A 26004-nucleotide genomic window follows, 5' to 3' on the forward strand; every position below is an offset into this window, starting at 1 on the left:
AGCACCAGGAGCCGCTGGAGGCGAAAGCATCCAGGCGTCTCCCAGGCGAAGGGGAAGCACACCGTGGCACGCATCGGTGACGGCGGCGATCTGCTCAAGTGCTCGTTCTGCGGCAAGAGCCAGAAGCAGGTCAAGAAGCTCATCGCAGGCCCTGGTGTGTACATCTGCGACGAGTGCATCGATCTCTGCAACGAGATCATCGAGGAAGAGCTCGCTGAGACCAGCGAGGTGCGCTGGGAGGAACTTCCCAAGCCGCGCGAGATCTACGAGTTCCTCGAGGGCTATGTGGTCGGCCAGGAGGCCGCCAAGAAGGCCCTGTCCGTGGCGGTCTACAACCACTACAAGCGCGTTCAGGCCGGGGAGAACGGCGGCGCGGGCGGGCGGGACGACGCCATCGAGCTCGCCAAGTCCAACATCCTGCTGCTCGGCCCCACGGGCTCGGGCAAGACGCTCCTCGCGCAGACGCTGGCGCGCATGCTGAACGTGCCGTTCGCCATCGCCGACGCCACCGCGCTGACCGAGGCGGGGTACGTCGGCGAGGACGTCGAGAACATCCTGCTGAAGCTGATCCAGGCGGCCGACTACGACGTCAAGAAGGCCGAGACCGGGATCATCTACATCGACGAGATCGACAAGGTCGCGAGGAAGAGCGAAAACCCCTCCATCACGCGCGATGTGTCGGGCGAGGGTGTGCAGCAGGCGCTGCTGAAGATCCTGGAGGGCACCACGGCCTCGGTGCCGCCGCAGGGCGGCCGCAAGCACCCGCACCAGGAGTTCATCCAGATCGACACGACGAACGTCCTGTTCATCGTGGGCGGCGCCTTCGCCGGCCTGGAGAAGATCATCGAGTCCCGTGCAGGTGCCAAGGGCATCGGCTTCGGCGCGACGATCCGCTCCAAGCGCGAGCTGGAGTCCAAGGACCAGTTCGAGGACGTCATGCCCGAGGACCTGGTGAAGTTCGGCATGATCCCCGAGTTCATCGGCCGGCTGCCCGTCATCACCTCGGTCCACAACCTCGACCGCGAGGCCCTGCTCCAGATCCTGGTCGAGCCCCGCAACGCCCTGGTCAAGCAGTACCAGCGCCTCTTCGAACTCGACGGCGTGGAGCTGGACTTCGAGCGCGAGGCCCTGGAGGCCATCGCCGACCAGGCCATCCTCCGCCAGACCGGCGCCCGCGGCCTGCGCGCCATCATGGAGGAGGTCCTGATGTCGGTGATGTACGAGGTCCCGTCCCGCAATGACGTCGCCCGAGTCGTCATCACCGCCGAAGTGGTCCACTCGAACGTCAACCCGACCCTGATCCCCCGCGACGCCCGCGGCCGCGGCTCGGGCGAACAGAAGTCGGCGTAACCGCCCCGCAGTTGCCCGCAGGTGCCCGGCCCGCCCAACGCGAGCCGGGCACCTGCGTGTCGGCGAAGCCCCCGTGCGCGCCCGGGCGAGCGTGAAGAAGGGCGGGGCTCCCGGGTCGTGTCGACCGGGGAGCCCCGCCCTGTTCCGTGGTGCCGGCGTCAGGCCTTGACGCGGACTTCCTCGCGGAACTTGGCCGTGAGGTCGGCCGCGGCCGCAGGGTCGGACTTCTTTTCCGAGGCCAGGTTGGCCAGGTCGATGGGCGCCACGAGGCCGAGGGTGCTGTGGTCACCCCAGGCGCAGTAGGTGATGTGCATCGCGCTGGGGCCTTCGCCCTTCTCCTTCGGCTCCATCATGGCGTCCTGGCACTTCAGGACCGCGCCCTTGGCGTTGTCGTACGCCTTGGGTTCACCGACCATGGTGACCGTCATGGCGTCGTCCTCCTTGTTCGCGTCGCTCTTCATGTACGCGAGGAAGGCGTCGACGACCTTCTCGGGGTCCTCGATCTCCCCGTAGACGCCACCGAAGCTGAGCATCTTCTGGGAGAGCGGGTTGTCCTCGTTGCCCGACACGTAGTTGGCGCTGACATCGGTGGGGTTCTTCACCCCCCACTTCTCGGCGTCCTTGATGTCGTCCTTCGTCATGGAGTCCGAGTCGCTATCGTCCTTCTTGTACTCGTCGTTCATGACGGTCGCAGGCGTGGTGAGCTTGTGCGGGCCGTCGTCCGCGAGGTCCGAGCTGCCTCCGCTCGCGAGGACGAAGTACGCGCCGACCGCGATGGCCGCGACGACCGCCACCGCGCCGATGACGAGGCCGGTCTTCTTCCTGCCGCCGCCGGGGGCCGGAGGCTGGGGAACGCCGTAAGGAGCCTGGCCGTAGGGCGGCTGCTGGCCGTAGCCCGGCTGCGGGGGCACCGGCTGCTGCGGGTAGCCGTAACCCGGCTGCGGCTGGGCAGGCTGCTGGGGGTAGCCGTAGCCGGGCTGAGGCGCCTGCGGCGGCTGGCCGTAGGGGCCGGGCTGCTGGGGCTGCCCGCCGTAGGGGCCCGGCTGCTGGGGCTGCCCGCCGTACGGGCCCGGCTGGTTGTAGCTCATTACTGGGTTCCCCTCCAGGTACTTATGCGTCTCCGACATCCTGACGCAGGCGCAGGGAACCCAGAGCATCGGGGTCGGCACCGTTACAAAGCAATCGAGTTTCGGGACGGCCCCGTGACACCTCTAAACTGAGCCCGTGACCGACAACACTCAGCAGCAGCCACCCGCGCCCACGACCGAACTGCCGACCCAGTACGCGCCGGCAGAGGTAGAGGGGACGCTGTACGAGCGCTGGGTGGACAAGGGGTACTTCACCGCCGACGCGGGCAGCGACAAGCCCGCGTACACCATCGTCATCCCGCCACCGAACGTCACCGGCTCGCTCCACCTGGGCCATGCCTTCCAGCACACGCTGATGGACGCCCTCACCCGCCGCAAGCGCATGCAGGGCTACGAGTCGCTGTGGCTGCCCGGCATGGACCACGCCGGAATCGCCACCCAGAACAAGGTCGAGCAGCAGCTCGCCGAGGAGGGCAAGTCCCGCCACGACCTGGGCCGCGAGGAGTTCGTCGAGCGGGTCTGGCAGTGGAAGGAGGAGTACGGCGGCAAGATCCTCGGCCAGATGCGCCGCCTCGGCGACGGCGTCGACTGGTCCCGTGAGCGCTTCACCATGGACGAGGGCCTGTCCAAGGCCGTCCAGACGATCTTCAAGAAGCTCTACGACGACGAGCTGATCTACCGCGCCGAGCGCATCATCAACTGGTGTCCGCGCTGTCTGACCGCCATCTCGGACATCGAGGTGGAGTACCAGGAGGACGCCGGAGAGCTGGTCTCCATCCGCTACGGCGAGGGCGAGGACTCCCTCGTCGTCGCGACCACGCGCGCGGAGACGATGCTCGGTGACACCGCCGTCGCCGTCCACCCGGACGACGAGCGCTACAAGCACCTGGTCGGCAAGCGGATCAAGCTGCCGCTGACCGACCGCACCATCCCGGTCGTCGCCGACACCCACGTCGACCCCGAGTTCGGCACCGGCGCCGTCAAGGTGACCCCGGCGCACGACCCGAACGACTTCGCGATCGGACAGCGCCACGACCTGCCGGCCCTGACGATCATGGACGAGCACGGCGTGATCACCGTCCACGGCCCCTTCCTCGGCCTGGACCGCTTCGAGGCGCGTTCCGCCGTCGTCGGCGCCCTGCGTGGTCAGGGCCGGATCGTCGCCGAGAAGCGCCCGTACATGCACTCGGTCGGCCACTGCTCGCGCTGCAAGACCACGGTCGAGCCGCGGCTGTCCATGCAGTGGTGGGTCAAGGTCGCCCCGCTCGCGAAGGCCGCCGGTGACGCGGTCCGCGACGGCCGGGTCGCCATCCACCCGGCCGACCTGTCGAAGCGCTACTTCGACTGGGTCGACAACATGAACGACTGGTGCATCTCGCGCCAGCTCTGGTGGGGCCACCGCATCCCGATCTGGTACGGCCCCGACGGCGAGATCGTCTGCGTCGGCCCCGACGAGCAGCCGCCGACGGGCGAGGGCTGGCACCAGGACACCGACGTCCTCGACACCTGGTTCTCCTCCGGCCTGTGGCCGTTCTCCACCCTCGGCTGGCCGGAGAAGACCCCGGACCTGGCGAAGTTCTACTCCACCGACGTCCTGCTCACCGGCCACGACATCATCTTCTTCTGGGTCGCCCGGATGATGATGTTCGGCCTGTACGCCATGGACGGCGAGGTCCCGTTCAAGACCATCGCCCTGACCGGCCTGGTCCGCGACGAGCGCGGCAAGAAGATGTCGAAGTCCTTCGGCAACGTGGTCGACCCGCTGGACTGGATGGACAAGTACGGCTCCGACGCCGTCCGCTTCACCCTGGCCAAGGGCGCCAACCCGGGCACCGACGTGCCGATCGGCGAGGACTGGGTCCAGGCGTCCCGGAACTTCGCCAACAAGATCTGGAACGCCACCCGGTTCGCGATGATGAACGGCGCCACCATCGAGGGCGACCTGCCCCCGGTCGAGCAGCTGTCCGCCACCGACCGCTGGATCCTGTCCCGTCTGAACAAGACGGTCGCGCAGGTCGACGCGTACTACGACGACTTCCAGTTCGCCAAGCTCAGCGAGGCGCTGTACCACTTCGCGTGGGACGAGGTCTTCGACTGGTACGTCGAGCTGTCCAAGACCACGTTCATGGCGGGCGGCGAGGGCGCGCGGGCCTCCGGCCGGGTCCTCGGCGAGGTCCTCGACGTCCTGATGCGGCTGCTGCACCCGGTGATGCCGTTCGTCACCGAGACGCTGTGGACCACGCTGACCGGCGGCGAGTCCATCGTGGTCGCCGACTGGCCCAAGGACAGCGGCTTCCGCGACGACTCGGCCGAGGCGGAGATCGACAACCTCCAGCGGGTCGTCACCGAGGTCCGCCGTTTCCGCGCCGACCAGGGCCTCCAGCCCGGCCAGCGCGTCCCGGCCCGCCTCACCCTCGACGGCACCGCCCTCGCCCCGCACGAGGCCGCCATCCGTCAACTGCTGCGCCTTCAGCCGGAGGGCGACTCCTTCACGGCGACGGCGACCCTGCCGATCGGGGGCGCCGAGGTGGCCCTCGACCTCTCCGGCACGATCGACGTCGCGGCGGAGCGCAAGCGTCTCGCGAAGGACTTGGCGGCCGCGCAGAAGGAGCGTCAGCAGGCCGTGGCCAAGCTGGGCAATGAGGCTTTCCTGGCGAAGGCACCCGACCAGGTCGTGGACAAGATCCGCACCCGCCTGGCCAAGGCGGACGAGGACATCGCCCGCATCCAGAGCCAGCTGGACAAGCTGCCGCCCGCGTAAGCAGCTCCCCGCAGGCCTCCGGCACTCCTCGGTGCCGGGGCCTGCGCGTTCCGCCTGCGCGTTCCGCCTGCGCGTTCCGCCTGCGCGTTCCGCCTGCGCGTTCCGCCTGCGCGTTCCGCCTGCGCGTTCCCCCGGGCGGCGGGCCGGATCGACATGCGGCTGCGCCGCGTGGGCGCGTCCGGGCCTCCGAGGTCACCACGGGAGCCATGGGGGCACTGGAGCCACGGGGGCCACGCCCTGCTGAGACGCACTCAAGCCCCCGCACGCGTTGTCACCCCGGCTCCGTAGACTGGGCATCGTGACCCACCCCCGCGACGACCAGCCCGACCCCCTCGACCCCTTCGACGGGATCATCTCCGCCGAGACCGACCGCGACCCCGACCTCGCGGTGATCGAGGCCGGCAGCCGCACCCTGCGCACCCAGGGCGGCGCCCCGCAGGCAGACGTGCCCGCGCGCCCCGAGGACCCCGAGGTCGACAAGGCCCTGCGCGAGGTCGAGGCGGACCTCGCCACCCGCTGGGGCGAGACCAAGCTGGAGCCCTCCGTCAGCCGCATCGCCGCGCTGATGGACGTCCTGGGCGAGCCGCAGCGGTCGTACCCCTCGATCCACATCACGGGGACCAACGGCAAGACGTCGACGGCCCGCATGATCGAGGCCCTGCTCGGCGCCTTCGAACTGCGCACCGGCCGCTACACCTCCCCGCACGTGCAGTCGATCACCGAGCGCATCAGCCTGGACGGCGCCCCGATCCAGGCCGAGCGCTTCATCGAGACGTACAACGACATCAAGCCGTACGTCGAGATGGTCGACGCCCAACAGGACTACCGGCTCTCCTTCTTCGAGGTGCTCACCGGCATGGCCTACGCCGCGTTCGCGGACGCGCCGGTCGACGTGGCGGTCGTCGAGGTCGGCATGGGCGGCTCCTGGGACGCCACCAACGTCATCGACGCGGACGTGGCCGTCGTGACGCCGATCGACCTGGACCACACCGACCGGCTGGGCGAGACGCCCGCCGCGATCGCGGGGGAGAAGGCCGGCATCATCAAGCAGGACGCCGGCGTGATCATGGCCCAGCAGCCGGTCGACGCGGCGCAGGTGCTGCTGAAGAAGGCCGTCGAGGTGGACGCCACGGTCGCCCGTGAGGGCCTGGAGTTCGGGGTCGTCTCCCGGCAGGTCGCCGTCGGCGGCCAGATGGTCACCCTGCGCGGACTGGGCGGCGAGTACCCGGCGGTGTATCTGCCGCTGCACGGCGCGCACCAGGCGCACAACGCCGCCGTGGCGCTCGCCGCGGTCGAGGCGTTCTTCGGCGTCGGGGCGCTGCGGGCCGAGCCGCTGGCCATCGACACCGTGCGCAAGGCGTTCGCGGCCGTGTCCTCGCCGGGCCGGCTCGAGGTCGTGCGCCGCTCGCCGACCGTCGTACTGGACGCCGCCCACAACCCCGCGGGCGCCCGCGTGATCGCCGAGGCGATCGGGGAGGCCTTCGACTTCAGCAGGCTCATCGGCGTGGTCGGGGCGAGCGGCGACAAGAACGTGCGCGGGCTGCTGGAGGCGTTCGAGCCGGTCTTCGCGGAGATCGTCGTCACGCAGAACTCCAGCCATCGCGCGATGGACGCCGACGAACTGGCCGCGATCGCCGTGGAGGTCTTCGGCGAGGAGCGCGTCCAGGTCGAGCCGCGGCTGCCCGACGCTCTGGAGGCCGCGATCACGCTGGCCGAGGAGGAGGGCGAGTTCGCCGGCGGCGGCGTGCTGGTCACTGGTTCCGTCATCACGGTGGGCGAGGCCCGCCTGCTCCTGGGGAAGGGCTGAACCCTCCGATGCGTACGCTGTGCTCCTCGACCCTGATCGGTGAGTTCTTCGTGATCGGCTTCGCCGCTCTGGTCGCGATGAAGGACCCGGACCTGTCCATGGGGACGGTCTGGACGGTCAGCGGTGTCGCGATGCTCTTCTGCCTGCTGCTGTGCGGCCTGGTGACCCGGCCGGGCGGCGTCGCGCTCGGCTGGGCGCTCCAGCTCGGGCTGATCGCGGCCGGCTTCTTCGTCCCGCTGATGTACGGGCTGGGCGCGATGTTCGCGGCCCTGTGGTGGGCGTCGGTGCACTTCGGCCGGAAGGTCGACGAGGCGAAGGCGCGGTTCGCGGCGGAGGCCGAGGCCGAGGCCGGGGCGCGGTAAGGGACTGCCGGTGGGGGGTGCTTCACTGTCGGCGCGGCATCCGGTCCTTCCCCGCCGACACGGGGATGCTCCCGGCCTTCCCTTTGTGCTCAGCGTATTGCCGATCGTGCTCCCCGCTCCCGCGGGGGTGTCGTCCGGGGCGGTCCGGGTGCCGCCCTGCCGGCTCAACCCGGTAGCCTCGGCCTCATCGCATAGTCCCTGGCCTGCAAGGAGCCGAACACCATGACCCAGCGCACCCTCGTCCTCCTGAAGCCGGACGCCGTCCGCCGCTCGCTGGTGGGCGAGATCCTCGGCCGCATCGAGCGCAAGGCCGACTGGCGGATCACGGCGCTGGAGCTGCGGACCCTGGAGCGCGCCACCCTGGAACAGCACTACGCGGAGCACGTGGGCCGCCCCTTCTACGAGCCGCTGGTCGAGTTCATGCTGTCCGGCCCCGTCGTCGTCCTGATCGTCGAGGGCGAGCGGGTCATCGAGGGCGTGCGCCAGCTGGCCGGTCCGACCGACCCGATCGCCGCCGCGCCGGGCTCGATCCGCGGCGACTTCGGTGTGATCGTCCGGGAGAACCTGATCCACGCGTCCGACTCCGAGGAGTCCGCCGAGCGCGAGGTCAAGATCTTCTTCCCCGGGCGCGCGTAACGGCGTACTCTTCGCCGCAAGCCGCTTGGAAAGTCCGGGGCGTCGCCCCGGACTTTTCTGGCATGGGAGCGGCGATCGAGGGAACGAGAGTCCCCGAACGCCCGTCTCCAGAAGCGAACCCGCACATCATCTGCTGACAATGGCAATGACCCTCACGCAGGGTCCGTGAAAGCGCGTCTACGATGGAAGCACTTCACGCCACAGCACCCACCGAGCCGACCTGACAAGCTCTCAAAAGCCAGCGGGAAGGCCAGACGAATCCTGATGGGGAACTCAATGTCGTTCATCGGCCGTGACATGGCTGTCGACCTCGGGACCGCCAACACGCTGGTGTACGTCAGGGGTCGCGGGATCGTACTCAACGAGCCGTCCGTCGTCGCGATCAACACCAACACCGGTGGCATCCTCGCGGTCGGCGCCGAAGCGAAGAAGATGATCGGCCGGACGCCCGGCAACATCGTGGCCGTGCGTCCGCTGAAGGACGGCGTGATCGCCGACTTCGAGATCACCGAGCGGATGCTCCGCTACTTCATCCTGAAGATCCACAAGCGGCGGTATCTGGCTCGTCCGCGGGTCGTCGTCTGTGTGCCCTCGGGCATCACGGGTGTCGAGCGCCGGGCCGTCATCGAGGCGTCGTCCCAGGCCGGCGCCCGCCAGGTGCACATCATCGAGGAGCCCATGGCCGCGGCCATCGGCTCCGGCCTGCCGGTCCACGAGGCCACGGGCAACATGGTGGTGGACATCGGCGGCGGCACCACGGAGGTCGCGGTCATCTCCCTCGGCGGCATCGTCACCGCCCAGTCCATCCGGGTCGCGGGCGACGAGCTGGACAACGCGATCATCCAGCACATCAAGAAGGAGTACTCCCTTCTGCTGGGTGAGCGCACGGCCGAACAGATCAAGATCACGATCGGTTCGGCGTACGACCTCGACGCCGACGAGCACACCGAGATCCGCGGCCGGGACCTCGTCTCCGGGCTGCCCAAGACCGTCGTCATCTCCGCCGCCGAAGTACGCAAGGCGATCGAAGAACCCGTCAACGCCATCGTCGACGCCGTGAAGACGACACTGGACAAGTGCCCGCCGGAACTGTCCGGCGACATCATGGACCGTGGAATCGTTCTGACCGGCGGCGGCGCCCTGCTGCGCGGTCTGGACGAGCGGCTGCGCCGGGAGACCGGCATGCCGATCCACATCGCCGAGGACCCGCTGGACAGCGTGGCGCTCGGCTCCGGAAAGTGCGTCGAGGAGTTCGAGGCGCTCCAGCAGGTTCTGGACGCCCAGCCGCGCAGATGACGTAACTCTTCGATTCCGCCGTACGAGATGATCTCCTCTCGTACGGCGGATCGTTGATATAGAGGCATAAGCTGCCACAAAACGAGCCCCTCGGATTCCCCAGGGGCTACCCGAATTCCGATCGAGGAAGGGCACGGCCGCCACACGTGAGGGACACACGAGAGAGCCGGCTGCTCCTGGTGCTGCTGGTTGCCATCGCGTTCGCACTGATCACGGTGGACATCCGTGGTGGGGAGGACTCACCGGTCGACGGTGCCCGCCGGGCCGCGGCCTCCGTCTTCGGCCCGATCGAGAACGGCGTCGCCTCCGCGGTCGACCCGGTCGGCAACGCCGTCGCCGCCGTCCGCGACTCCGGTGAACGCCACGACCGCGTCGCCGAACTGGAGAAGGAGAACGCCGCGCTCAAGGCCCGGCTCGGCTCCGACGACCGCAACCGCAGCCGACTGCGCCAGCTCGACCGGATGCTGAAGGTGGCAGGCGAGGGCCAGTACGGCATCAAGGGCGCCGAGGTCATCGCGATAGGAGCGGCCCAGGGCTTCTCCTGGACCGTCACCATCGACATCGGCGCCAACGACGGCATCAGACGCGACATGACCGTCCTCAACGGCGACGGCCTCGTCGGCCGCGTCACCACTGTCGGCCCCAACGCCTCGACCGTGCTGCTCGCCAACGACCCCGACTTCACCGTCGGCACCCGTATGGAGGGCTCCGACGAACTCGGCTTCGCCTCCGGGCAGGGCGACCGCCCGCTGCGCGTCGAACTCCTCAACGGCAAGGCCGAGATCAAGAAGGGCGACCGCCTGGTCACCTTCGGCTCCCAGGCCGACCGGCCCTTCGTGCCTGGCGTCCCCGTCGGTGTGGTCTCCCGCGTCGACCCCTCCGGCGGCGACCTGACCCGCACCCTGTACGTCACCCCGTACGTCGGCTTCACCAAGCTCGACATCGTCGGCGTCGTCGTCCAGGCACCCGCAAAGGATCCGCGCGACACCGTGCTCCCGGCCAAGCCCAAGCCCACCCCGACGCCGACCGTGACGGTGACCGTCACCCCGTCCGCGCCGGCCGACGGCCAGTTCCAGCAAGAGCAGCAGCAGTAGGGGAGCTGAACTCGATGCGCTTCAACCGGATCCTGCTCTCCGCCACCCTGGTCGTCGCCGCCCTGGTCATCCAGGTCAGCGTGCTGGCCCGGCTGCACCTCCCGGGCGCCGTGCCCGACCTGGTGCTGCTGACCGTCCTCGCCCTGGCGCTGGTCTACGGCCATGTCGGCGGCGCCCTCGTCGGCTTCGGCGCCGGACTGCTCTCCGACCTCGCCCCGCCAGCCGACCACGCCGCCGGCCGCTACGCGCTCGTGCTGTGCGTCATCGGCTATCTGGCCGGGCTGGTCAAGCCGGAGAACGGCCGCCTGAAGTCGGCGACCGGCCCGCTGGCCGTGGTCGCCGTCGCCGCCGTCGGCACCACACTGCTGTACGCCGGTGTCGGCGCTCTCGTCGGCGACACCGCGGCCCGCCATGTGGGGCTGCCCAGCCTGCTGTTCACCGCCGCGCTCTACGACCTGCTGCTCGCGCCGTTCGTCGTGCCCGGCATCATGGCGCTGGCCCGCCGGGCCGACAACGACCCGCTCGCCGAGGCGGGCTCCGCCGCCAAGTCGGCCGACATCTCATCCGGCTGGCTGTCCTCCGGCACCGGGCTGCGCATCGGCAGCCAGCGCGGGGGCCTCGGCGGGCTCAAGGTGAAGGCGGCCCGCGCGCGCACGGCACGCGCCGGACGCATCAAGGGGGTCAAGCGCCTGTGAGCACGGCGGAGTTCACCCGGACGGGGGAAACGGGCCGGAACCGCGGCGCGGGGGCCCTTCGTTCATCACTCGTAGCCGGGCGGCGACCGGTGGTACGCGGGCCCGGTCCGGCGGCGGACAGAGCGTCGGCGAGCGAGGGGCCGGCCGGGCCCGGGCGGCCGGCCGCGTGCCCGCTGTCCGCGGTGCGCGGTCCAGGGCCCGCCGTCCGCGCACAGACACCCGTCGTCCACGCATCGGCCTTCGCGCACTCAGCCTGAGAGGAGGAGGCAGCAGTGACCAACATTCCCGAGACCGGGCGGACCCCACGCGTCCAGATCCGGCTCGTCGTCATCCAGATCCTCGTCCTCTCGCTGCTCGGCACACTCGGCGGACGCCTGTGGTACCTCCAGATCCGCGAGGGCGAGGCCTACGCCAAGGAGGCCTCCGGCAACCACGTCCAGCAGGTCGTCCAGCCCGCCGTGCGCGGCTCGATCCTGGACGCGCGCGGAGTGCCCCTCGCGGACAACGAGACCCGGCTGGTCGTCTCCGCCTCCCGCACCGAGCTGCTGAAGATGCCGGACGACGGCGACGCCGTCCTCACCAAGCTCGCGGGCGTCCTCGGCATGCGGCCGAAGGAGGTCAAGGAGAAGGTCCGGCTGTGCGACTCCGAGACCCCGCAGCCCTGCTGGAACGGCTCGCCGTACCAGCCGATCCCCATCACCGACGAGGCCACCCCGCGCCAGGCCCTGCAGATCCGTGAGCGCGCCGAGGACTTCCCCGGCATCACCGCGGAACCGCAGGCCGTCCGCCGCTACCCCGCGCCCGGCAGGTCCAACACCGCGCAGGTGCTCGGCTATCTCTCCCCGGTCACCGACGGGGAGATCCAGCAGGCCAAGGACACCGACTCGCCGTTCCTGCGCTCCGACCAGGTCGGCCGCTCCGGACTGGAGCGGGAGTACGACAGGGAGCTGCGCGGCAAGGCCGGCGTCACCCGCTACGAGGTGGACAACCTCGGCCGGGTCATCGGACAGGCCGAGGCGGACCCCGCCCAGGCCGGTTCCCATCTCGTCACCAGCATCGACGCCCGGGTACAGCGCGTCGCCGAGTTCGAGCTGAACGAGGCCATGAAGACGGCCCGCCTGGAGTGGGACCGCAACACCCAGGAGCGCTACAAGGCCGACGCGGGCGCGGTCGTGGTGATGGAGGCCAAGACCGGCCGGATCGTCGCCATGGCGTCGAACCCGACGTACGACCCCAACGCCTGGGTCGGCGGCATCTCCGCCAAGGACTACGCGCGGCTCACCGGCAAGAACTCCAACTACCCGCTGCTGAACCGGGCCATCCAGGGCCAGGCGGCCCCCGGCTCGATCTTCAAGGTGGTCTCCACAGCCGCGGCGGTCCAGGCGGGCTACGACTTCGACGGCCGCTACAACTGCTCCAGCTCCTACTCCGTCGGCGGCCAGGTCTTCAAGAACTTCGAGTCCCAGAACCACGGCCCGATCAGCCTCGGCCGGGCCCTGGAGGTCTCCTGCGACACCGTCTACTACCAGCTGGCCCACGCCCAGTGGCAGAAGGACGGCGGCATCGACCCGAAGAAGAAGCCCAACGACTGGTTCTTCAAGGCCGCCCACCAGTTCGGCCTGGGCGAGGAGACCGGCGTCGACCTGCCCAACGAGGTCACCGGCCGCGTCCCGGACCGCCGGTGGAAGCTGGACTACTGGAAGGCCAACAAGGACGCCTGGTGCAAGACCGGCAAGAAGGACGGCGACTACGTCGAGCGCATCTCCTACGAGAACTGCCTCGAAGGCAACAAGATGCGCGCCGGTGACGAGATCAACTACTCCATCGGTCAGGGCGACACGCTGGTGACGCCGATCCAGATGGCGACGATCTACGCGGCCATCTCCAACGGCGGCACACTGTACGACCCGACCGTCGGCAAGGCCGTCATCAGCGCGGACGGCCGGCAGGTCACCCCGATCAAGCCCAAGTCGCACGGCAGGCTGCCGGTGAGCCAGGCCACCCTGGCGCAGATGGACGAGGCCCTCGCGGGCGTGGCCACGCGCGGTACTGCCGCCTGGCGGTTCGGCGGCTGGCCGCAGGACAAGGTCGCGATGCACGCCAAGACCGGCACGGCCGAGGTCTACGGCAAGCAGACGACCTCCTGGTTCGCCACGTACACCAAGGACTACTCGATCGTGATGACGATCTCCCAGGGTGGTACGGGTTCCGGCGCCTCCGGTCCGGCCGTGCGCAACATATACGACGCGCTGTACGGCATCTCCGACGACGGCGTCATCAGCGAGAAGAACGCCCTGCTGCCGACCCCGCAGCGGAACCTGCCGACGATCCGCCCGGACGGCTCGATCACCGCCCCGAAGCTGTCCAAGGACCCGGCGAAGGACCAGCAGAAGTACCAGAAGCCCGCCGAGGAGACGGTGGAGACCGTCGCCGTGAACCCGGACGACAACACCACCGACCCGGCGGACGGGCAGCAGACGGCGGGCACCGTGGCCTCCCCGGAGGCCGACAACCGCCAGACACGGCGCCGGCGGCGCGCCCGCCGCCCCGGCCGGAGGAAGTGCTCATGACCGGCGCCAACAGCTTCCAGGTCTCCGGCTACGGCCCCGAACGGGCCGGCTGGACACGGCTGCTCGCCCGCGACTCGCTCGCCCGCCGAATGGACTGGCCGATACTGCTGGCCGCGCTCGCGCTGTCGCTGATCGGCTCGATGCTGGTCTTCTCCGCCACCCGCAACCGCACCGAGATCAACCAGGGCGACCAGTACTACTTCCTGATCCGGCACATCATGAACACCGGCATCGGGTTCGCCCTGATGATCGGCACGGTCTGGCTCGGCCACCGCGCGCTGCGCACGGCCGTGCCCGTCCTGTACGGCGCCTCGGTGTTCCTGATCCTGATGGTGCTCACCCCGCTGGGCTCCACGGTCAACGGCGCGCACTCCTGGATCGTGCTCGGCGGCGGCTTCTCCGTCCAGCCCTCGGAGTTCGTGAAGATCACGATCATCCTGGGCATGGCGATGCTGCTGGCCGCCAGGGTCGACGCCGGCGACAAGCCCTACCCCGACCACCGCACGGTCCTACAGGCGCTGGGCCTGGCCGCGGTGCCGATGCTGATCGTGCTGCTGATGCCCGACCTCGGCTCGGTCATGGTCATGGTCATCATCGTGCTGGGCGTGCTGCTGGCCTCCGGCGCCTCCAACCGCTGGGTGTTCGGCCTGCTGGGCACGGGCACCCTGGGCGCGCTGGCGATCTGGCAGCTCGGCATTCTCGACGAGTACCAGATCAACCGGTTCGCCGCGTTCGCCAACCCCGAGCTCGACCCCGCGGGCGTCGGCTACAACACCAACCAGGCGCGTATCGCCATCGGTTCCGGCGGCCTGACGGGCTCCGGCCTCTTCCACGGCTCGCAGACCACCGGCCAGTTCGTGCCCGAGCAGCAGACCGACTTCGTCTTCACGGTCGCGGGCGAGGAGTTGGGCTTCGTCGGCGGCGGCCTGATCATCGTGCTGCTCGGCGTGGTGCTGTGGCGCGCCTGCCGGATCGCCCGGGAGACGACCGAGCTGTACGGCACGATCGTGGCGGCGGGGATCGTGGCCTGGTTCGCCTTCCAGGCCTTCGAGAACATCGGCATGACGCTCGGGATCATGCCGGTCACCGGTCTGCCGCTGCCGTTCGTGTCGTACGGGGGCTCGTCGATGTTCGCGGTGTGGGTGGCGGTCGGGCTGCTGCAGTCGATCAGGGTGCAGAGACCTTTGTCGGCGTAGAGCCGTCACCTTCTGTTTTCCTGGTGTTTCGGGGCCTGTTGTGCTCTGTTGTCCGGCCGTGACGGGCACTAGATTCAGGTCATGGCGGACACAAAGCGCGAGATCGAGCGGAAGTACGAATCCGACGACAGTGGCCTGCCCGACCTGACCGGCGTCGCCGGTGTCGCGGCCGTGGTGGACAAAGGTGTCGCGCACTTGGACGCCACTTACTACGACACGGCCGACGAGCGGCTGAACGCGGCGTCGATCACCCTGCGCCGGCGCACAGGCGGCTCCGACGCGGGCTGGCATCTGAAGTTCCCCGTGGCGCCGGGTGTGCGCGACGAGATCCGGGCCCCGCTCGCCGACACCGTGCCCCGCTTCCTCGCCGGTCTGCTGCGCTCGCGGGTGCGGGACGCCGAGCTGGAGCCGGTGATCCGGCTGCGCTCCGACCGCGATGTGCGCGAGCTCTTCGACGCCGAGGGGCGGCTGCTGGCCGAGGTCAGCGTGGACGCCGTACACGCCGAGCGGCTCACCGTGGGCGGCGGTGAGGCCCAGTGGACCGAGATCGAGGTGGAGCTCGCCGACGGCGGTGACCCGGTCTTCCTCGACAAGGTGGAGAAGCGCCTGCGCAAGGCCGGCGTGCGCCCGTCGTCGTCCGCCTCCAAACTGGCCCGCGCGCTCGCCGAGACCGGCCCGAAGAGGAAGGCCAGGGGCAAGCGCCGGGCGGCTGAGCCGGTCACGGCAGGCGACCACGTCCTGGCGTATCTGCGGGCCCAGCGCGCGGCGATCGTGGAACTGGACCCGGCCGTACGCCGTGATGTGTACGACTCCGTGCACAGCATGCGGGTGGCCACCCGGCGGATGCGCAGCGCCTACCGTTCCTTCGGCAAGGTCCTCGACCGTTCCGTCACCGACCCGATCGGCGAGGAACTGAAGTGGCTCGCGGGGGAGCTGGGCGTCGGCCGCGACCAGGAGGTGCTGGCCGAGCGGATCACCACCGCCCTCGGCGAACTGCCCCGCACGCTGCTCACCGGGCCGGTGCGCGGGCGGCTGCGCACCTGGACGAACGCCCGGCGCGGCCGATCGCGCCGGCGGCTGATCGCCGTACTGGACGGCAAGCGGTATCTGGAGCTGCTCGGCGCCCTGGATGTGCTGATCGCCGATCCGCCGTTGCTGAAGGGGGCCGCCGGGGCGGCGGAGCAGGTGATCGGGAAGGCCGTGCGCAAGGACCTGGCGAAGCTGTCAGACCTCGTGGAAGGGGCCCTGGATCTGCCGCCCGGCCGCGACCGCGACCTCGCGCTGCACGAGGCGCGCAAGAAGGCCAAGCGGACCCGGTACTCGGCGGAGGCGGCCGTCCCGGCCCTCGGCGACAGCGCCACCGGGCTCGTGAGGTCGATGAAGGCCCTTCAGAACCTCCTCGGTGACCACCAGGACAGCGTGATGGCCCGCGAGGCGCTGCGGGAGCTGGCCGCGCAGGCGCAGGCGGCGGGGGAGAGCTCGTTCACGTACGGGGTGCTGTACGGGCGCGAGGAACTGCGCGCGGCGACCGACGAGGCGCGGCTGCCGGGCGCGTGGACGGAGCTGAAGGCGGGCGTGCGGGTCTGAGCGGGGCGGGGCAGGGCGCCGTTCGCGTTAGGCTAGATGGTCACCCCTGTCATTCCGTCCGCTCACGAAGGTCCTCCGCGATGTCTGCCGAGTCGGTTTTCCCGCAGCTCGAAGCCCTGCTGCCGCATGTGCAGAAGCCGATCCAGTACGTGGGCGGCGAGCTCAATTCCACCGTCAAGGAGTGGGAGAGCTGTGACGTCCGCTGGGCGCTCATGTACCCCGACGCGTACGAGGTGGGTCTGCCCAACCAGGGCGTCATGATCCTCTACGAGGTACTCAACGAGCAGGAGGGCGTCCTCGCCGAGCGCACGTACAGCGTGTGGCCGGACCTGGAGGCGCTGATGCGGGAGCACGCGGTCCCGCAGTTCACCGTGGACAGCCACCGGCCGGTCGGTGCCTTCGACGTGTTCGGTCTGAGCTTCTCCACGGAGCTCGGCTACACCAACATGCTGACGGCGCTGGACCTGGCGGGCATCCCGCTGGAGTCGAAGGACCGCACGATCGACGACCCGATCGTGCTGGCCGGCGGCCACGCGGCCTTCAACCCGGAGCCCATCGCCGACTTCATCGACGCGGCGGTCATCGGCGACGGCGAGCAGGCCGTGCTCGACATGACGAAGATCATCCGCGAGTGGAAGGCGGAGGGCCGTCCCGGCGGCCGCGAGGAGGTCCTCTTCCGCCTCGCGAAGACGGGCGCGGTGTACATCCCGGGGTTCTACGACGTGGAGTACCTCCAGGACGGCCGCATCGCGCGTGTCGTGCCGAACAAGAGCGGTGTGCCGTGGCGTGTGTCGAAGCACACGGTCATGGACCTGGACGAGTGGCCGTACCCCAAGCAGCCGCTGGTGCCGCTGGCCGAGACGGTGCACGAGCGCATGTCGGTGGAGATCTTCCGCGGCTGCACCCGCGGCTGCCGCTTCTGCCAGGCGGGCATGATCACCCGCCCGGTGCGCGAGCGCTCGATCACCGGCATCGGCGAGATGGTGGAGAAGGGCCTGAAGGCGACCGGTTTCGAGGAGGTCGGCCTGCTGTCGCTGTCCTCCGCGGACCACTCGGAGATCGGCGAGGTCGCCAAGGGCCTGGCCGACCGTTACGAGGAAGACAAGATCGGCCTCTCCCTGCCCTCGACCCGGGTGGACGCCTTCAACGTCGACCTGGCCAACGAGCTGACCCGCAACGGCCGTCGCTCGGGCCTGACCTTCGCGCCCGAGGGCGGCTCCGAGCGCATGCGCAAGGTCATCAACAAGATGGTCTCCGAAGAGGACCTGATCAGGACGGTCGCGACGGCGTACGGCAACGGCTGGCGCCAGGTGAAGCTGTACTTCATGTGCGGCCTGCCCACCGAGACCGACGACGACGTCCTGCAGATCGCCGACATGGCGATGAACGTGATCGCCAAGGGCCGCGAGGTCTCCCGGTCGAACGACATCCGCTGCACGGTGTCGATCGGCGGTTTCGTGCCCAAGCCGCACACCCCCTTCCAGTGGGCGCCGCAGCTGTCGGCCGAGGAGACGGACGCGCGCCTGGAGAAGCTGCGCGACAAGATCCGCGGCGACAAGAAGTACGGCCGCTCGATCGGCTTCCGCTACCACGACGGCAAGCCGGGCATCGTCGAGGGCCTGCTCTCCCGCGGCGACCGCCGGATCGGCGCCGTCATCCGCGCGGTCTTCGACGACGGCGGCCGTTTCGACGGCTGGCGCGAGCACTTCTCCTACGACCGCTGGATGGCCTGCGCCGACAAGGCCCTGGAGCCCTTCGGCGTCGACGTCGACTGGTACACCACCCGCGAGCGCACCTACGAGGAGGTCCTGCCCTGGGACCACCTCGACTCGGGCCTCGACAAGGACTGGCTCTGGGAGGACTGGCAGGACGCCCTCGACGAGACCGAGGTCGAGGACTGCCGGTGGACGCCCTGCTTCGACTGTGGCGTCTGCCCGCAGTTCGACACATGGCCACAACTGAGCAACAGCGGGAAGAAGCTGCTGCCGCTGACGGTCAAGAAGGACGCTGCGACCAGCGGACACGAGCACTGAGGTGAGCGAGGCGCTGCGGCGGATCGCTGAGGCTGTGGCGGAGGTCACGGAGGATGCGGTGGCCGCGGCGCTGTGTCCGCTCGGCCTCCTGGAGGCTCGGGGGCGGGCTGTTCCAGCCCCTCCGAGTACGCCGCTGCCGGCGCCGGGGGCCGGTGCGGGCATCCAGTCCGAGGTGGAGTGGGTTTAGTCCTGACCGAGTCGGCCGGAAACCGAGTTCATGGCTGCCCGCCCGGTGCCCCCGGGTCCGTCCCGGAGGCACCTTGGGCGGAGGCCGGCGTCATTCAGTCTTCGCCGGCACACCGGTGCCGTCGTACACCTGTCCGCTGACGGCGTCCACGCGCCATGTGTCGCCCGAATCCGGCGCCATCGGATCGGCTTCCTGTCCGCCCTGCGGCATTGGCACGCTGACCAGCCACTCGGGCTGCCATGCATGCTCCCTCTCAACCGCCTTGAGAGTGAAGGCTTCGATTCGGAGGCTGTTCGACACGGTGCCGCCGTGGGCCCTCGGCACGGGCAGCCATGGCGTCCCGTACGGCATTCTCGGCCTGCGCGCACGGGTGTGGTCCTTGCTGAGTGGTCAACTCGTAGGAGGAAGCGGCCCGAAGGGCCCCGCCTTGGCAGACAGGGCCTTCGGGTTGGGAGTTTCAGCAGTGCGCGCTGTCATATATGCGGTCCAGCTCTGACTGGACCGCTTTCTTACCCGTGCCGGCCGTGCGCGTCGCCCTAGCTAGGTGTTTTTTCTGTCCTGGCCTAGAAGGCGTCGGCGAAGTCGTCTTCCTTGAGGATCAGGCGGTCTCGCACGTCCTTGGGGATCATGAGCTTCATCTGGATGCGCGGGGCCCGCACGCCCTTCACCTTGGTGCGCTTGATCGTGCACTTCACGCCGACCCGGAGAAGATCGGCGCCCATGGCCTCCATGCCGCCCTCCTCCCAGCGCTCCCGGAACGACTTGCCATTGTGCACGGCAACCCACCGGTCCTTGGTCGACTCGGGGTGGATGGCCTCCAACTGCTTCATCAGGCCGTCCATGGTCTTCTCGGCCTGTTCCCTCGTGAAGCGCGTCTTCGTGAAGCGCCCCTCGGCTTCGAGGCCTGCCATGTAGTAGCTGATCGACTCCTCAAGCCGCCTCTGCTCCTTGCGGGCTTGGGCGCCTCGGCGGTACTCGCGCACCATGACAGGGTCGTCACCGAGAACCTTCAGCACGTCCTCGACGAACTTGCCGTAGATGAGGTGAGGGTTCGGCGCGCCGTGCCCGCCGCTCTTGCACTTGCCGCACCGCAGGTACTCGTACGACCTGCCCTTGTGCGTTGTCTTCTGGACCATCATGTTGGCGTCGCAGTCGTAGCAGAGCAGAACCCCGAGGAACTTCGTCGCTCCACCGGGCGCGCGCGTGGGCTGGTTCTTCCCGCGTCGGTCAAGAGCTGCCTGGAGGCTCTCGAACTCCTCCTTCGTGAAGATCGGGTCCGCCACGCGGATGGGCCTCCCGTCGTTGCCCGGCACGATCTTCGAGCGGCGTACGCCTCCGGTCTTGTTCTCCTCCACGCGGTACCCCATCAGTCCGGGGTTCCTGAGCCGGCGGAGCATCGTCGACGTGGTCAGGCCCGGCCCACAGACGCCGGCACGGATGAGAACCCTGGCCATGCGACTCGCAGAAGCGGGCTTCGGCCTCAGCGCGGCGCGGCGACACCAGTGCAGTGCCCTGTGCGCGTCCCTATCAATAACGAGTACGACCCTGCCGTCCTCGTTCTCCGCCGTGTCGTAGCCGTACGCGGGTTTGCCGACGACCCAGTCCGTCTGTGTCTTGGCGTAGTCCCACAGACTCGCGACGCGGGTGCTGGTGTTGGCCGCCTCGATCTCGGCGATACCGCCGATGAGCGTGACCATGATCTTCCCGGCCGTCGTGGTCAGGTCGATCGAGTCGTGCTTCGACAGCAGGTTCTTTCCGTACTTCAGGCACCAGTCGATCATGGCGCTGAGGTCAGTGAGGCGCCGTACGAAGCGGTCCAGCTTCCAGAAGAGGATCTCGTCGAACTCCGGTGCGCGGTTGTTGAGCCAGTCGCCCAACTCCTTGCGCTTCCAGGGCGGGACCTTCGTGGCCGACACGTTCAGGTCACTGGCGACTCCGACAACCCTGCGGCCTCGCTCCAGGGCCAGCCTCCGCAGATCGAGTTCCTGCCGGACGGGGGAGGTCGTCTCGTCGGTGAGGACCGACAGACGTATGGAGAGGAGCGCCCTGGGGGCGTCGCCGGGCAACAGAGCCTCGGCTCTCTTCAGCTCCTCCAGGACCGCCAAGTCGGCTGCCGTCCACTCGTCATCAACGTCGTATGGCTGTAAGTGAGTTGAGCCGCGCTTCCTGCTTCGGGTAGCCATGGCGGCACCGTACCGGATTTAGCTCTGTTGGAGTACGCAAGCCATGGACACCCATATCCAGATCGGCCCCACGGGCAAGCAGCTGCTGCCGCTGACGGTGAAGAACGTGGCGGCGGCGCCGGGCGGGCATGTGCACTGAGAGGTGCGGCGCACTCGATCGGGCGGTGGAGGCGCCGTTGGCGGGGGCGGGCTACGCGCCGTAGCCGGCTTGGGGCGGCGCTTCGCACCCTGACCCATCGACGCTTCCGGCGTCGGCTCGCTTGCCGCTGCCCGGCCCTGGTAGCGCCCCGCGCGAACGGGCTCTGTCGAGTGGGTCCGAGGGCGCCTTCCTAGCTCGTGCGTCAGGTCAGTCAGTGCCGGAGGCCACCACGTTGGCCAGGGGCGTTCCGGCCGCGTACCGCTCCAACTGGGCCCGCAGGAGTGCCACGGCGCGGGGTCGGAAGGCGGAGGTGGTAGCCGCCGTGTGCGGGGTGATCAGGGTGTTCCGGGCCGTCCAGAGCGGGTGTCCCGGCGGGAGCGGCTCCGGGTCGGTGACGTCGAGGGCCGCCCTCAGTCGCCCTGTCCGCAGTTCGTCGAGCAGCGCGGCGGTGTCCACCACGGGGCCGCGTGCGATGTTCACCAGCAAGGCCCCGTCCCGCAGTCGGGCGAGGAAGGCCGCGTCGACCAGCCCCCGGGTGGCGTCGGTGAGGGGCACGCTCAGCACCACCACGTCGGCCTCGGGCAGCAGGACCGGGAGGTCTGTGAGCCCGTGCACCCGCCCTCGCGGAGTGTCCCTGGCCGTGCGCGCCGTGCGCAGTACGCGGCACTCGAACGGTGTCAGTCGGGCCTCGACGGCGCTGCCGATGGCCCCGTAGCCGAGCAGCAGGACCGTCCGGTCGGCCAGTGCGGTCTGGAAGCCCGGAGACCACCGCTGCGCGTCCTGTGCGCGGACGTGGTCGGGAATGTCGCGGAGTGCCGCGAGGATCAGCGTGACCGCGTGCTCGGCCGTGCTCGCGTCATGGACGCCCTTGGCATTGCAGAGCGTGACCCCGGCCGGCAGACGGGGGAGCAGATCGTCCACGCCGGCGCTCAGGGACTGCACCACGCGCAGGTTTCGCAGCCTTGGCAGCAGGGGCAGTGCTGCGGCGGTGAACGTGTAGGGGATGACGAAGAACTCGACGGCCTCCAGCTCCTGGCCGGTGGGTTCCTGCCCGGTGCCGTCCCAGACCAGCGCGTCACATCCTGCGGGAAGCCCTCCGAGCTCGGACGGCGTGAACGGCAGCAGGACCCGGAACCCTGCGGACGCCTCGACGGAATTCATGGGGGTGGACTCCTGCCTTCCGACCGGGGGACCGGTCGCAAAACCCGCTTCAGGGCCTTGCCGCAGGCTCGCGCCTTCGGTGCTTCGACCGAGGGAAGGGCGCTGCTCGGCGACGAGCACAGTGTCCCACCGTCCCTGGTGGGAGGCGCGTTGGTCAGTACCGCGGGCGATGCGCGCGTGGTGATCGTGATGGGTGTGTCGGCGTCGGACAAGTCGACTGTGGGGGCCAAGCCGGCGGAACGTCCTGGCAAGTTCCAGCGACTGAGCTGACGACCGGTGTCGCTGGTCCGACCGGGCGAAAAGTTCCGTCCGACGGCTCAACGGCGGGTTGGTCCCCCATCCGCTGCTCCGGGGACGGTGGTTGTTTGGCCCTTGTGCCGGACCGCGTGCGGCCGGGCATCCGGAGCCGGGTAGCGAGGGGACAGGGGATCATGGATTCCGCCGCAGAAGTACCGCAGGGCATCATTCCGGCGCAGTTGCTGAAGGGCCAGAAGGCCCTGGTCACCGGGGCCAACTCGGGTATCGGCAAGGCCACCGCCATCGGGCTGGGACGGGCCGGCGCCGATGTGGTGGTGAACTACGTCGCCGGTCAGGACGCCGCCGAGCAGGTGGTCGAGGAGATCACCTCGTTCGGAGTGCGTGCCGCCGCCTACGAGGCGGATGTGTCCGATGAGGACCAGGTCACGGCGATGATGGACCGGATGGTCCAGGAGTTCGGGACGATCGACATTCTGGTCGCCAACGCCGGCCTGCAGCGCGACGCGCCGCTCGTCGAGATGACCCTCGACCAGTGGCAGAAGGTGATCGACGTCAACCTCACCGGCCAGTTCCTGTGCGCCAGGGAAGCGACCAAGGAGTTCCGGCGCCGCGGAGTCGTACCAGAGGTGTCCTCCGCGGCCGGAAAGATCATCTGCATGAGTTCGGTGCATCAGCTCATCCCCTGGGCGGGCCACGTCAACTACGCGGCGTCCAAGGGCGGCGTCCAGATGATGATGGAGACCCTCGCCCAGGAGCTCGCCCCGCACAAGATCCGGGTCAACGCGGTCGCCCCCGGAGCCATCCGGACGCCGATCAACCGGAGTGCCTGGGAGACCCCCGAGGCCCAGAAGGACCTGCTGCGGCTGATCCCCTACGACCGGATCGGCGATCCTCAGGACATCGCCCACGCGGTCGTCGCACTCGCCTCCGACCTCATGGACTACGTGGTGGGCACCACGCTCTACGTCGACGGCGGAATGACCCTGTTCCCCGGCTTCGCCACCGGTGGCTGACCTTTCTGTACGTCCTGAACAGTGAAGGCCCTCATGCACACCTCGGTCCAACTGCTGGCGGACACGCCGGCCCAGCTCCTGCCCGCCCGGGAGCTCATGGCCTTCACCCTGGCCTCCCACATCATCCTGGTGCCCCTGGGAGTCGCGCTCCCCTTCATCACCCTGGTCATGCACTATCTGGGGTTGCGGCGCAACGACGCGACCGCGCTTCTGCTGGCGCGGCGCTGGTCGGCCGTCATGGCGGTGCAGTTCGCGGTCGGTGTCATCACCGGCACCGTGCTCTCCTTCGAGTTCGGGCTGCTGTGGCCGGGGCTGATGGGCAGGTGGGGTGATGTCTTCGGCATCGGATTCGGTGTCGAGGCATGGGCGTTCTTCCTCGAAGCGGTGCTCATCGCCATCTACTTGTACGGGTGGCGCCGGCTGAAGCCCCGTACGCACTTCCTGCTCGGGCTGCCGCTGCCGGCCACCGCCCTGCTCGGGGCGTTCGGCATCCTGGCCGCCAACTCCTGGATGAACACCCCCCAGGGCTTCTCCCTGGACGCCGACGGCGATCCCGTCGACGTGAACGTGTGGAAGGCCCTCTTCACGCCGATGTTCGGGCCGCAGTACTGGCACTTCGTCGTGGCGATGCTGCTGACCGCGGGCTACGTGGTCGCCGGCGTCTACGCCGTCGGTTGGCTGCGCGGCCGCCGTGACCACTACCACCGGCTCGGTTTCACCGTTCCGTTCACCATCGCCGCTGTCGCCACACCCGTGCAGTTCGTCCTGGGCGACTCCATCGCCCGGTCGGTGTTCCACAAGCAGCCGGTCAAGTTCGCCGCGATGGAGATCGTCTGGAAGACCGACACCCGCGTGCCGGAGTACCTCTTCGGCCGTCTGCACCCCGACGGATCGATCTCGGGCGGCATCAAGATCCCGCTGCTCGACTCCGTCCTGGCCGGCTTCAGTCCGAACACCAAGGTCGTCGGACTGACGTCGGTTCCGGCCGACGAGCGGCCTACGGCCACTCAGGCGACCATCGTTCACTGGGCCTTCGACATCATGGTCCTCATCGGGTCCGTCCTGGTGCTGCTCGCTCTCTGGTACGGCCTGGTCTGGCTACGCCGCCGACGGCTTCCGGCCTCCAAGTGGTTCTATCGCAGCGCGGCGTGCGCGGGCGTCGCCTCAGTGGTGGCTGTCGAAAGCGGCTGGATCGCCACCGAGGTGGGACGCCAACCCTGGATCGTCTACCAGAACATGAGGGTCGCCGAGGCGGTGACCTCGACCCGTTCCACCACCCTGTGGATCACGCTCGGTCTGGTGATCGTGGTGTATCTGTTCATCTTCGGCTCGCTGCTCGCCGTCCTCCTCAAGATGCGCACCCGCTGGCGGCTCGTGGACGAACAGCGGGCAGCGGGACACCCTGCCCATGCGCCGGAGGCGGACAGCCCTTACGGGCCGAGGGCGCCTGTTCCCGCCGGCGATGCCACAAGCGGCGGTGGAACCGACACGTCCGAGGACGGCCGGTCATGACCGCCGACCTCGTCGCCGTGGTGCTGCTGCTCGCCGTCGCCGCGTACACCTGCGCGGGCGGCACCGACTACGGGGCCGGTTTCTGGGACCTCACGGCGGGGGGCGCGGCGCGCGGCAAGCGTCCGCGTTGGCTCATCGACCACGCCATGGCGCCTGTGTGGGAGGTCAACAACGTCTGGCTGATCTTCGTCTTCGTGATCATGTGGACCGGCTTCCCCTCGTTCTTCCAGCTCGTGTTCTCCGCGTTGTGGCCACCGCTGGCGCTGGCGGCCGTGGGCCTGGTCCTGCGCGGGGCGGGCTTCGCCTTCCGCAAGGCAAGCCGACGGCTCGCCGGCCGGCGCCTGTACGGGGCCGTGTTCGCCGTGGCCTCGCTCGTGACGCCCTTCTTCCTCGGTGCGGCCGTCGGTGGAGTCGCCTCGGGCCGGGTGGAGGCCGGCAGCGAAGCCGGGGCGGACGCCTGGTCCAATCCCACTTCGATCATGTTCGGGCTGCTCGCCGTCGCGACGACGGCCTTCCTCGGCGCGGTCTTTCTCTGCGGTGACGCCCGCCGGTTCGACGCCCCCGATCTGATCGGCTACTTCCGGCTGCGCGCGCTGGCCGCGCTCGTCGTGCTTTCGGTCCTGGCGGTGATCACGCTGTTCGTCACCCACGAGGACGCCCCTCATGTGTGGCACGGACTCACGCACGGCGTGGGACTGGTCTTCGTCGTCGTGGCCGGGGCGGCCGCGCTCGTCACGGCGTGGCTGCTGCTGCGGACACCGGGCAACTGGGCCCGGGTCGCGGCCGTCGGGGTCGTCGCGTCCGCTGTCATCGCCTGGGGCATGGCCCAGCGCCCCTACCTGGTTCCCACCTCGCTCACCGTGGCCGACGGCGCGGGCGCGTCCGGCACGCTGACCTGGCTCATGGTCGTCACGCTGGTCGCCCTGGTGATCGTCGTGCCGGCCGTCGTCCTGTTGTACTGGCTCGACACCCACGGCGAACTGGAACCACTCACCGAGGCCGACCTGCGGAAGGGCGGCGGCCCGGACGGGGACGGCTCGACGGGAGCCATCTGACGCGCCGGACCGGCGTTGAAT

19 protein-coding genes are annotated in these 26004 nt (G+C 69.4%); 15 read left to right on the forward strand and 4 right to left on the reverse strand.

The window, feature by feature from the left end; genetic code table 11:
- Positions 1–63: 63 nt before the first annotated feature.
- Positions 64–1350 (forward strand): ATP-dependent Clp protease ATP-binding subunit ClpX, encoded by a 1287-nt coding sequence (gene clpX / locus ABZZ79_RS01690; protein WP_356685314.1) that lies wholly within the window; start codon positions 64–66, stop codon positions 1348–1350.
- Between the two features lie 158 nt (positions 1351–1508).
- Here the strand turns inward: clpX and ABZZ79_RS01695 are convergent, their stop codons facing one another.
- Positions 1509–2438 carry a hypothetical protein gene (locus tag ABZZ79_RS01695; protein WP_356685316.1) on the reverse strand — a complete coding sequence of 310 codons (930 nt, stop codon included), beginning with the start codon at positions 2436–2438 and terminating at the stop codon, positions 1509–1511.
- A 136-nt stretch (positions 2439–2574) separates the two neighbouring features.
- Here ABZZ79_RS01695 and ABZZ79_RS01700 point away from each other — a divergent pair, with 136 nt between their 5' ends.
- The 11 genes from ABZZ79_RS01700 to ABZZ79_RS01750 all read left to right on the forward strand — a co-directional run bounded on the left by ABZZ79_RS01700 (position 2575) and on the right by ABZZ79_RS01750 (position 18475).
- Positions 2575–5199, forward strand: a complete 2625-nt coding sequence (locus ABZZ79_RS01700) for a valine--tRNA ligase (RefSeq protein WP_356685318.1) — start codon at positions 2575–2577, stop codon at positions 5197–5199.
- A 298-nt stretch (positions 5200–5497) separates the two neighbouring features.
- Positions 5498–7006 carry a folylpolyglutamate synthase/dihydrofolate synthase family protein gene (locus ABZZ79_RS01705; RefSeq protein WP_356685320.1) on the forward strand — a complete coding sequence of 503 codons (1509 nt, stop codon included), beginning with the start codon at positions 5498–5500 and terminating at the stop codon, positions 7004–7006.
- Positions 7007–7014: 8 nt separating this feature from the next.
- Complete coding sequence (locus ABZZ79_RS01710) at positions 7015–7368, forward strand: DUF4233 domain-containing protein (protein WP_356685322.1); 354 nt, start codon at positions 7015–7017, stop codon at positions 7366–7368.
- 222 nt (positions 7369–7590) lie between these two features.
- Positions 7591–8004, forward strand: coding sequence for a nucleoside-diphosphate kinase (ndk, locus tag ABZZ79_RS01715; RefSeq protein WP_356685324.1), 414 nt, complete (start codon positions 7591–7593; stop codon positions 8002–8004).
- 276 nt (positions 8005–8280) lie between these two features.
- The gene (locus tag ABZZ79_RS01720; RefSeq protein ID WP_004931372.1) at positions 8281–9300 is read left to right on the forward strand and encodes a rod shape-determining protein; all 1020 of its coding nucleotides are present in this window, start codon (positions 8281–8283) and stop codon (positions 9298–9300) included.
- Between the two features lie 146 nt (positions 9301–9446).
- Positions 9447–10394: a rod shape-determining protein MreC gene (gene mreC / locus ABZZ79_RS01725; RefSeq protein ID WP_356685326.1), complete on the forward strand. Its 948-nt coding sequence runs from the start codon at positions 9447–9449 to the stop codon at positions 10392–10394.
- A 14-nt stretch (positions 10395–10408) separates the two neighbouring features.
- On the forward strand, positions 10409–11089 hold the full coding sequence (gene mreD, locus ABZZ79_RS01730; RefSeq protein WP_356685328.1) for a rod shape-determining protein MreD: 681 nt from the start codon (positions 10409–10411) through the stop codon (positions 11087–11089).
- Between the two features lie 272 nt (positions 11090–11361).
- Entirely contained in the window at positions 11362–13659 is a 2298-nt protein-coding gene (mrdA, locus tag ABZZ79_RS01735; protein WP_356685329.1) for a penicillin-binding protein 2, read from the forward strand.
- Positions 13656–14855, forward strand: coding sequence for a rod shape-determining protein RodA (gene rodA, locus ABZZ79_RS01740; RefSeq protein WP_356685331.1), 1200 nt, complete (start codon positions 13656–13658; stop codon positions 14853–14855). The genes mrdA and rodA overlap by 4 nt, the downstream gene beginning before the upstream one ends.
- An 81-nt stretch (positions 14856–14936) precedes the next feature.
- Positions 14937–16442, forward strand: a complete 1506-nt coding sequence (locus ABZZ79_RS01745) for a CYTH and CHAD domain-containing protein (protein ID WP_356685333.1) — start codon at positions 14937–14939, stop codon at positions 16440–16442.
- A gap of 80 nt (positions 16443–16522) precedes the next feature.
- A complete protein-coding gene (locus ABZZ79_RS01750) occupies positions 16523–18475 on the forward strand; it encodes a TIGR03960 family B12-binding radical SAM protein (protein ID WP_356685335.1) in 1953 nt (650 codons plus the stop codon).
- A gap of 277 nt (positions 18476–18752) precedes the next feature.
- Here ABZZ79_RS01750 and ABZZ79_RS01755 read toward each other — a convergent pair whose 3' ends face one another.
- From ABZZ79_RS01755 to ABZZ79_RS01765, 3 genes are all read right to left on the reverse strand, one after another.
- Positions 18753–18962, reverse strand: a complete 210-nt coding sequence (locus ABZZ79_RS01755; protein ID WP_356685337.1) for a hypothetical protein — start codon at positions 18960–18962, stop codon at positions 18753–18755.
- Positions 18963–19225: 263 nt separating this feature from the next.
- Complete coding sequence (locus ABZZ79_RS01760) at positions 19226–20845, reverse strand: recombinase family protein (RefSeq protein WP_356685339.1); 1620 nt, start codon at positions 20843–20845, stop codon at positions 19226–19228.
- A 346-nt stretch (positions 20846–21191) separates the two neighbouring features.
- Positions 21192–22145, reverse strand: coding sequence for a 2-hydroxyacid dehydrogenase (locus ABZZ79_RS01765; protein ID WP_356685341.1), 954 nt, complete (start codon positions 22143–22145; stop codon positions 21192–21194).
- A gap of 431 nt (positions 22146–22576) precedes the next feature.
- Between ABZZ79_RS01765 and ABZZ79_RS01770 the strand changes: the two genes are divergently transcribed.
- From ABZZ79_RS01770 to ABZZ79_RS01780, 3 genes are read left to right on the forward strand one after another with little or no spacing between them, the layout of a single operon-like run.
- A complete protein-coding gene (locus ABZZ79_RS01770; protein WP_356685343.1) occupies positions 22577–23416 on the forward strand; it encodes an SDR family oxidoreductase in 840 nt (279 codons plus the stop codon).
- A gap of 33 nt (positions 23417–23449) precedes the next feature.
- Positions 23450–24928, forward strand: a complete 1479-nt coding sequence (locus ABZZ79_RS01775) for a cytochrome ubiquinol oxidase subunit I (protein ID WP_356685345.1) — start codon at positions 23450–23452, stop codon at positions 24926–24928.
- Complete coding sequence (locus ABZZ79_RS01780; protein ID WP_356685347.1) at positions 24925–25983, forward strand: cytochrome d ubiquinol oxidase subunit II; 1059 nt, start codon at positions 24925–24927, stop codon at positions 25981–25983. The genes ABZZ79_RS01775 and ABZZ79_RS01780 overlap by 4 nt, the downstream gene beginning before the upstream one ends.
- The last annotated feature ends 21 nt before the right edge of the window (positions 25984–26004 follow it).

The organism is Streptomyces sp. NPDC006458, from assembly GCF_040612135.1.
Lineage (GTDB): Bacteria > Actinomycetota > Actinomycetes > Streptomycetales > Streptomycetaceae > Streptomyces.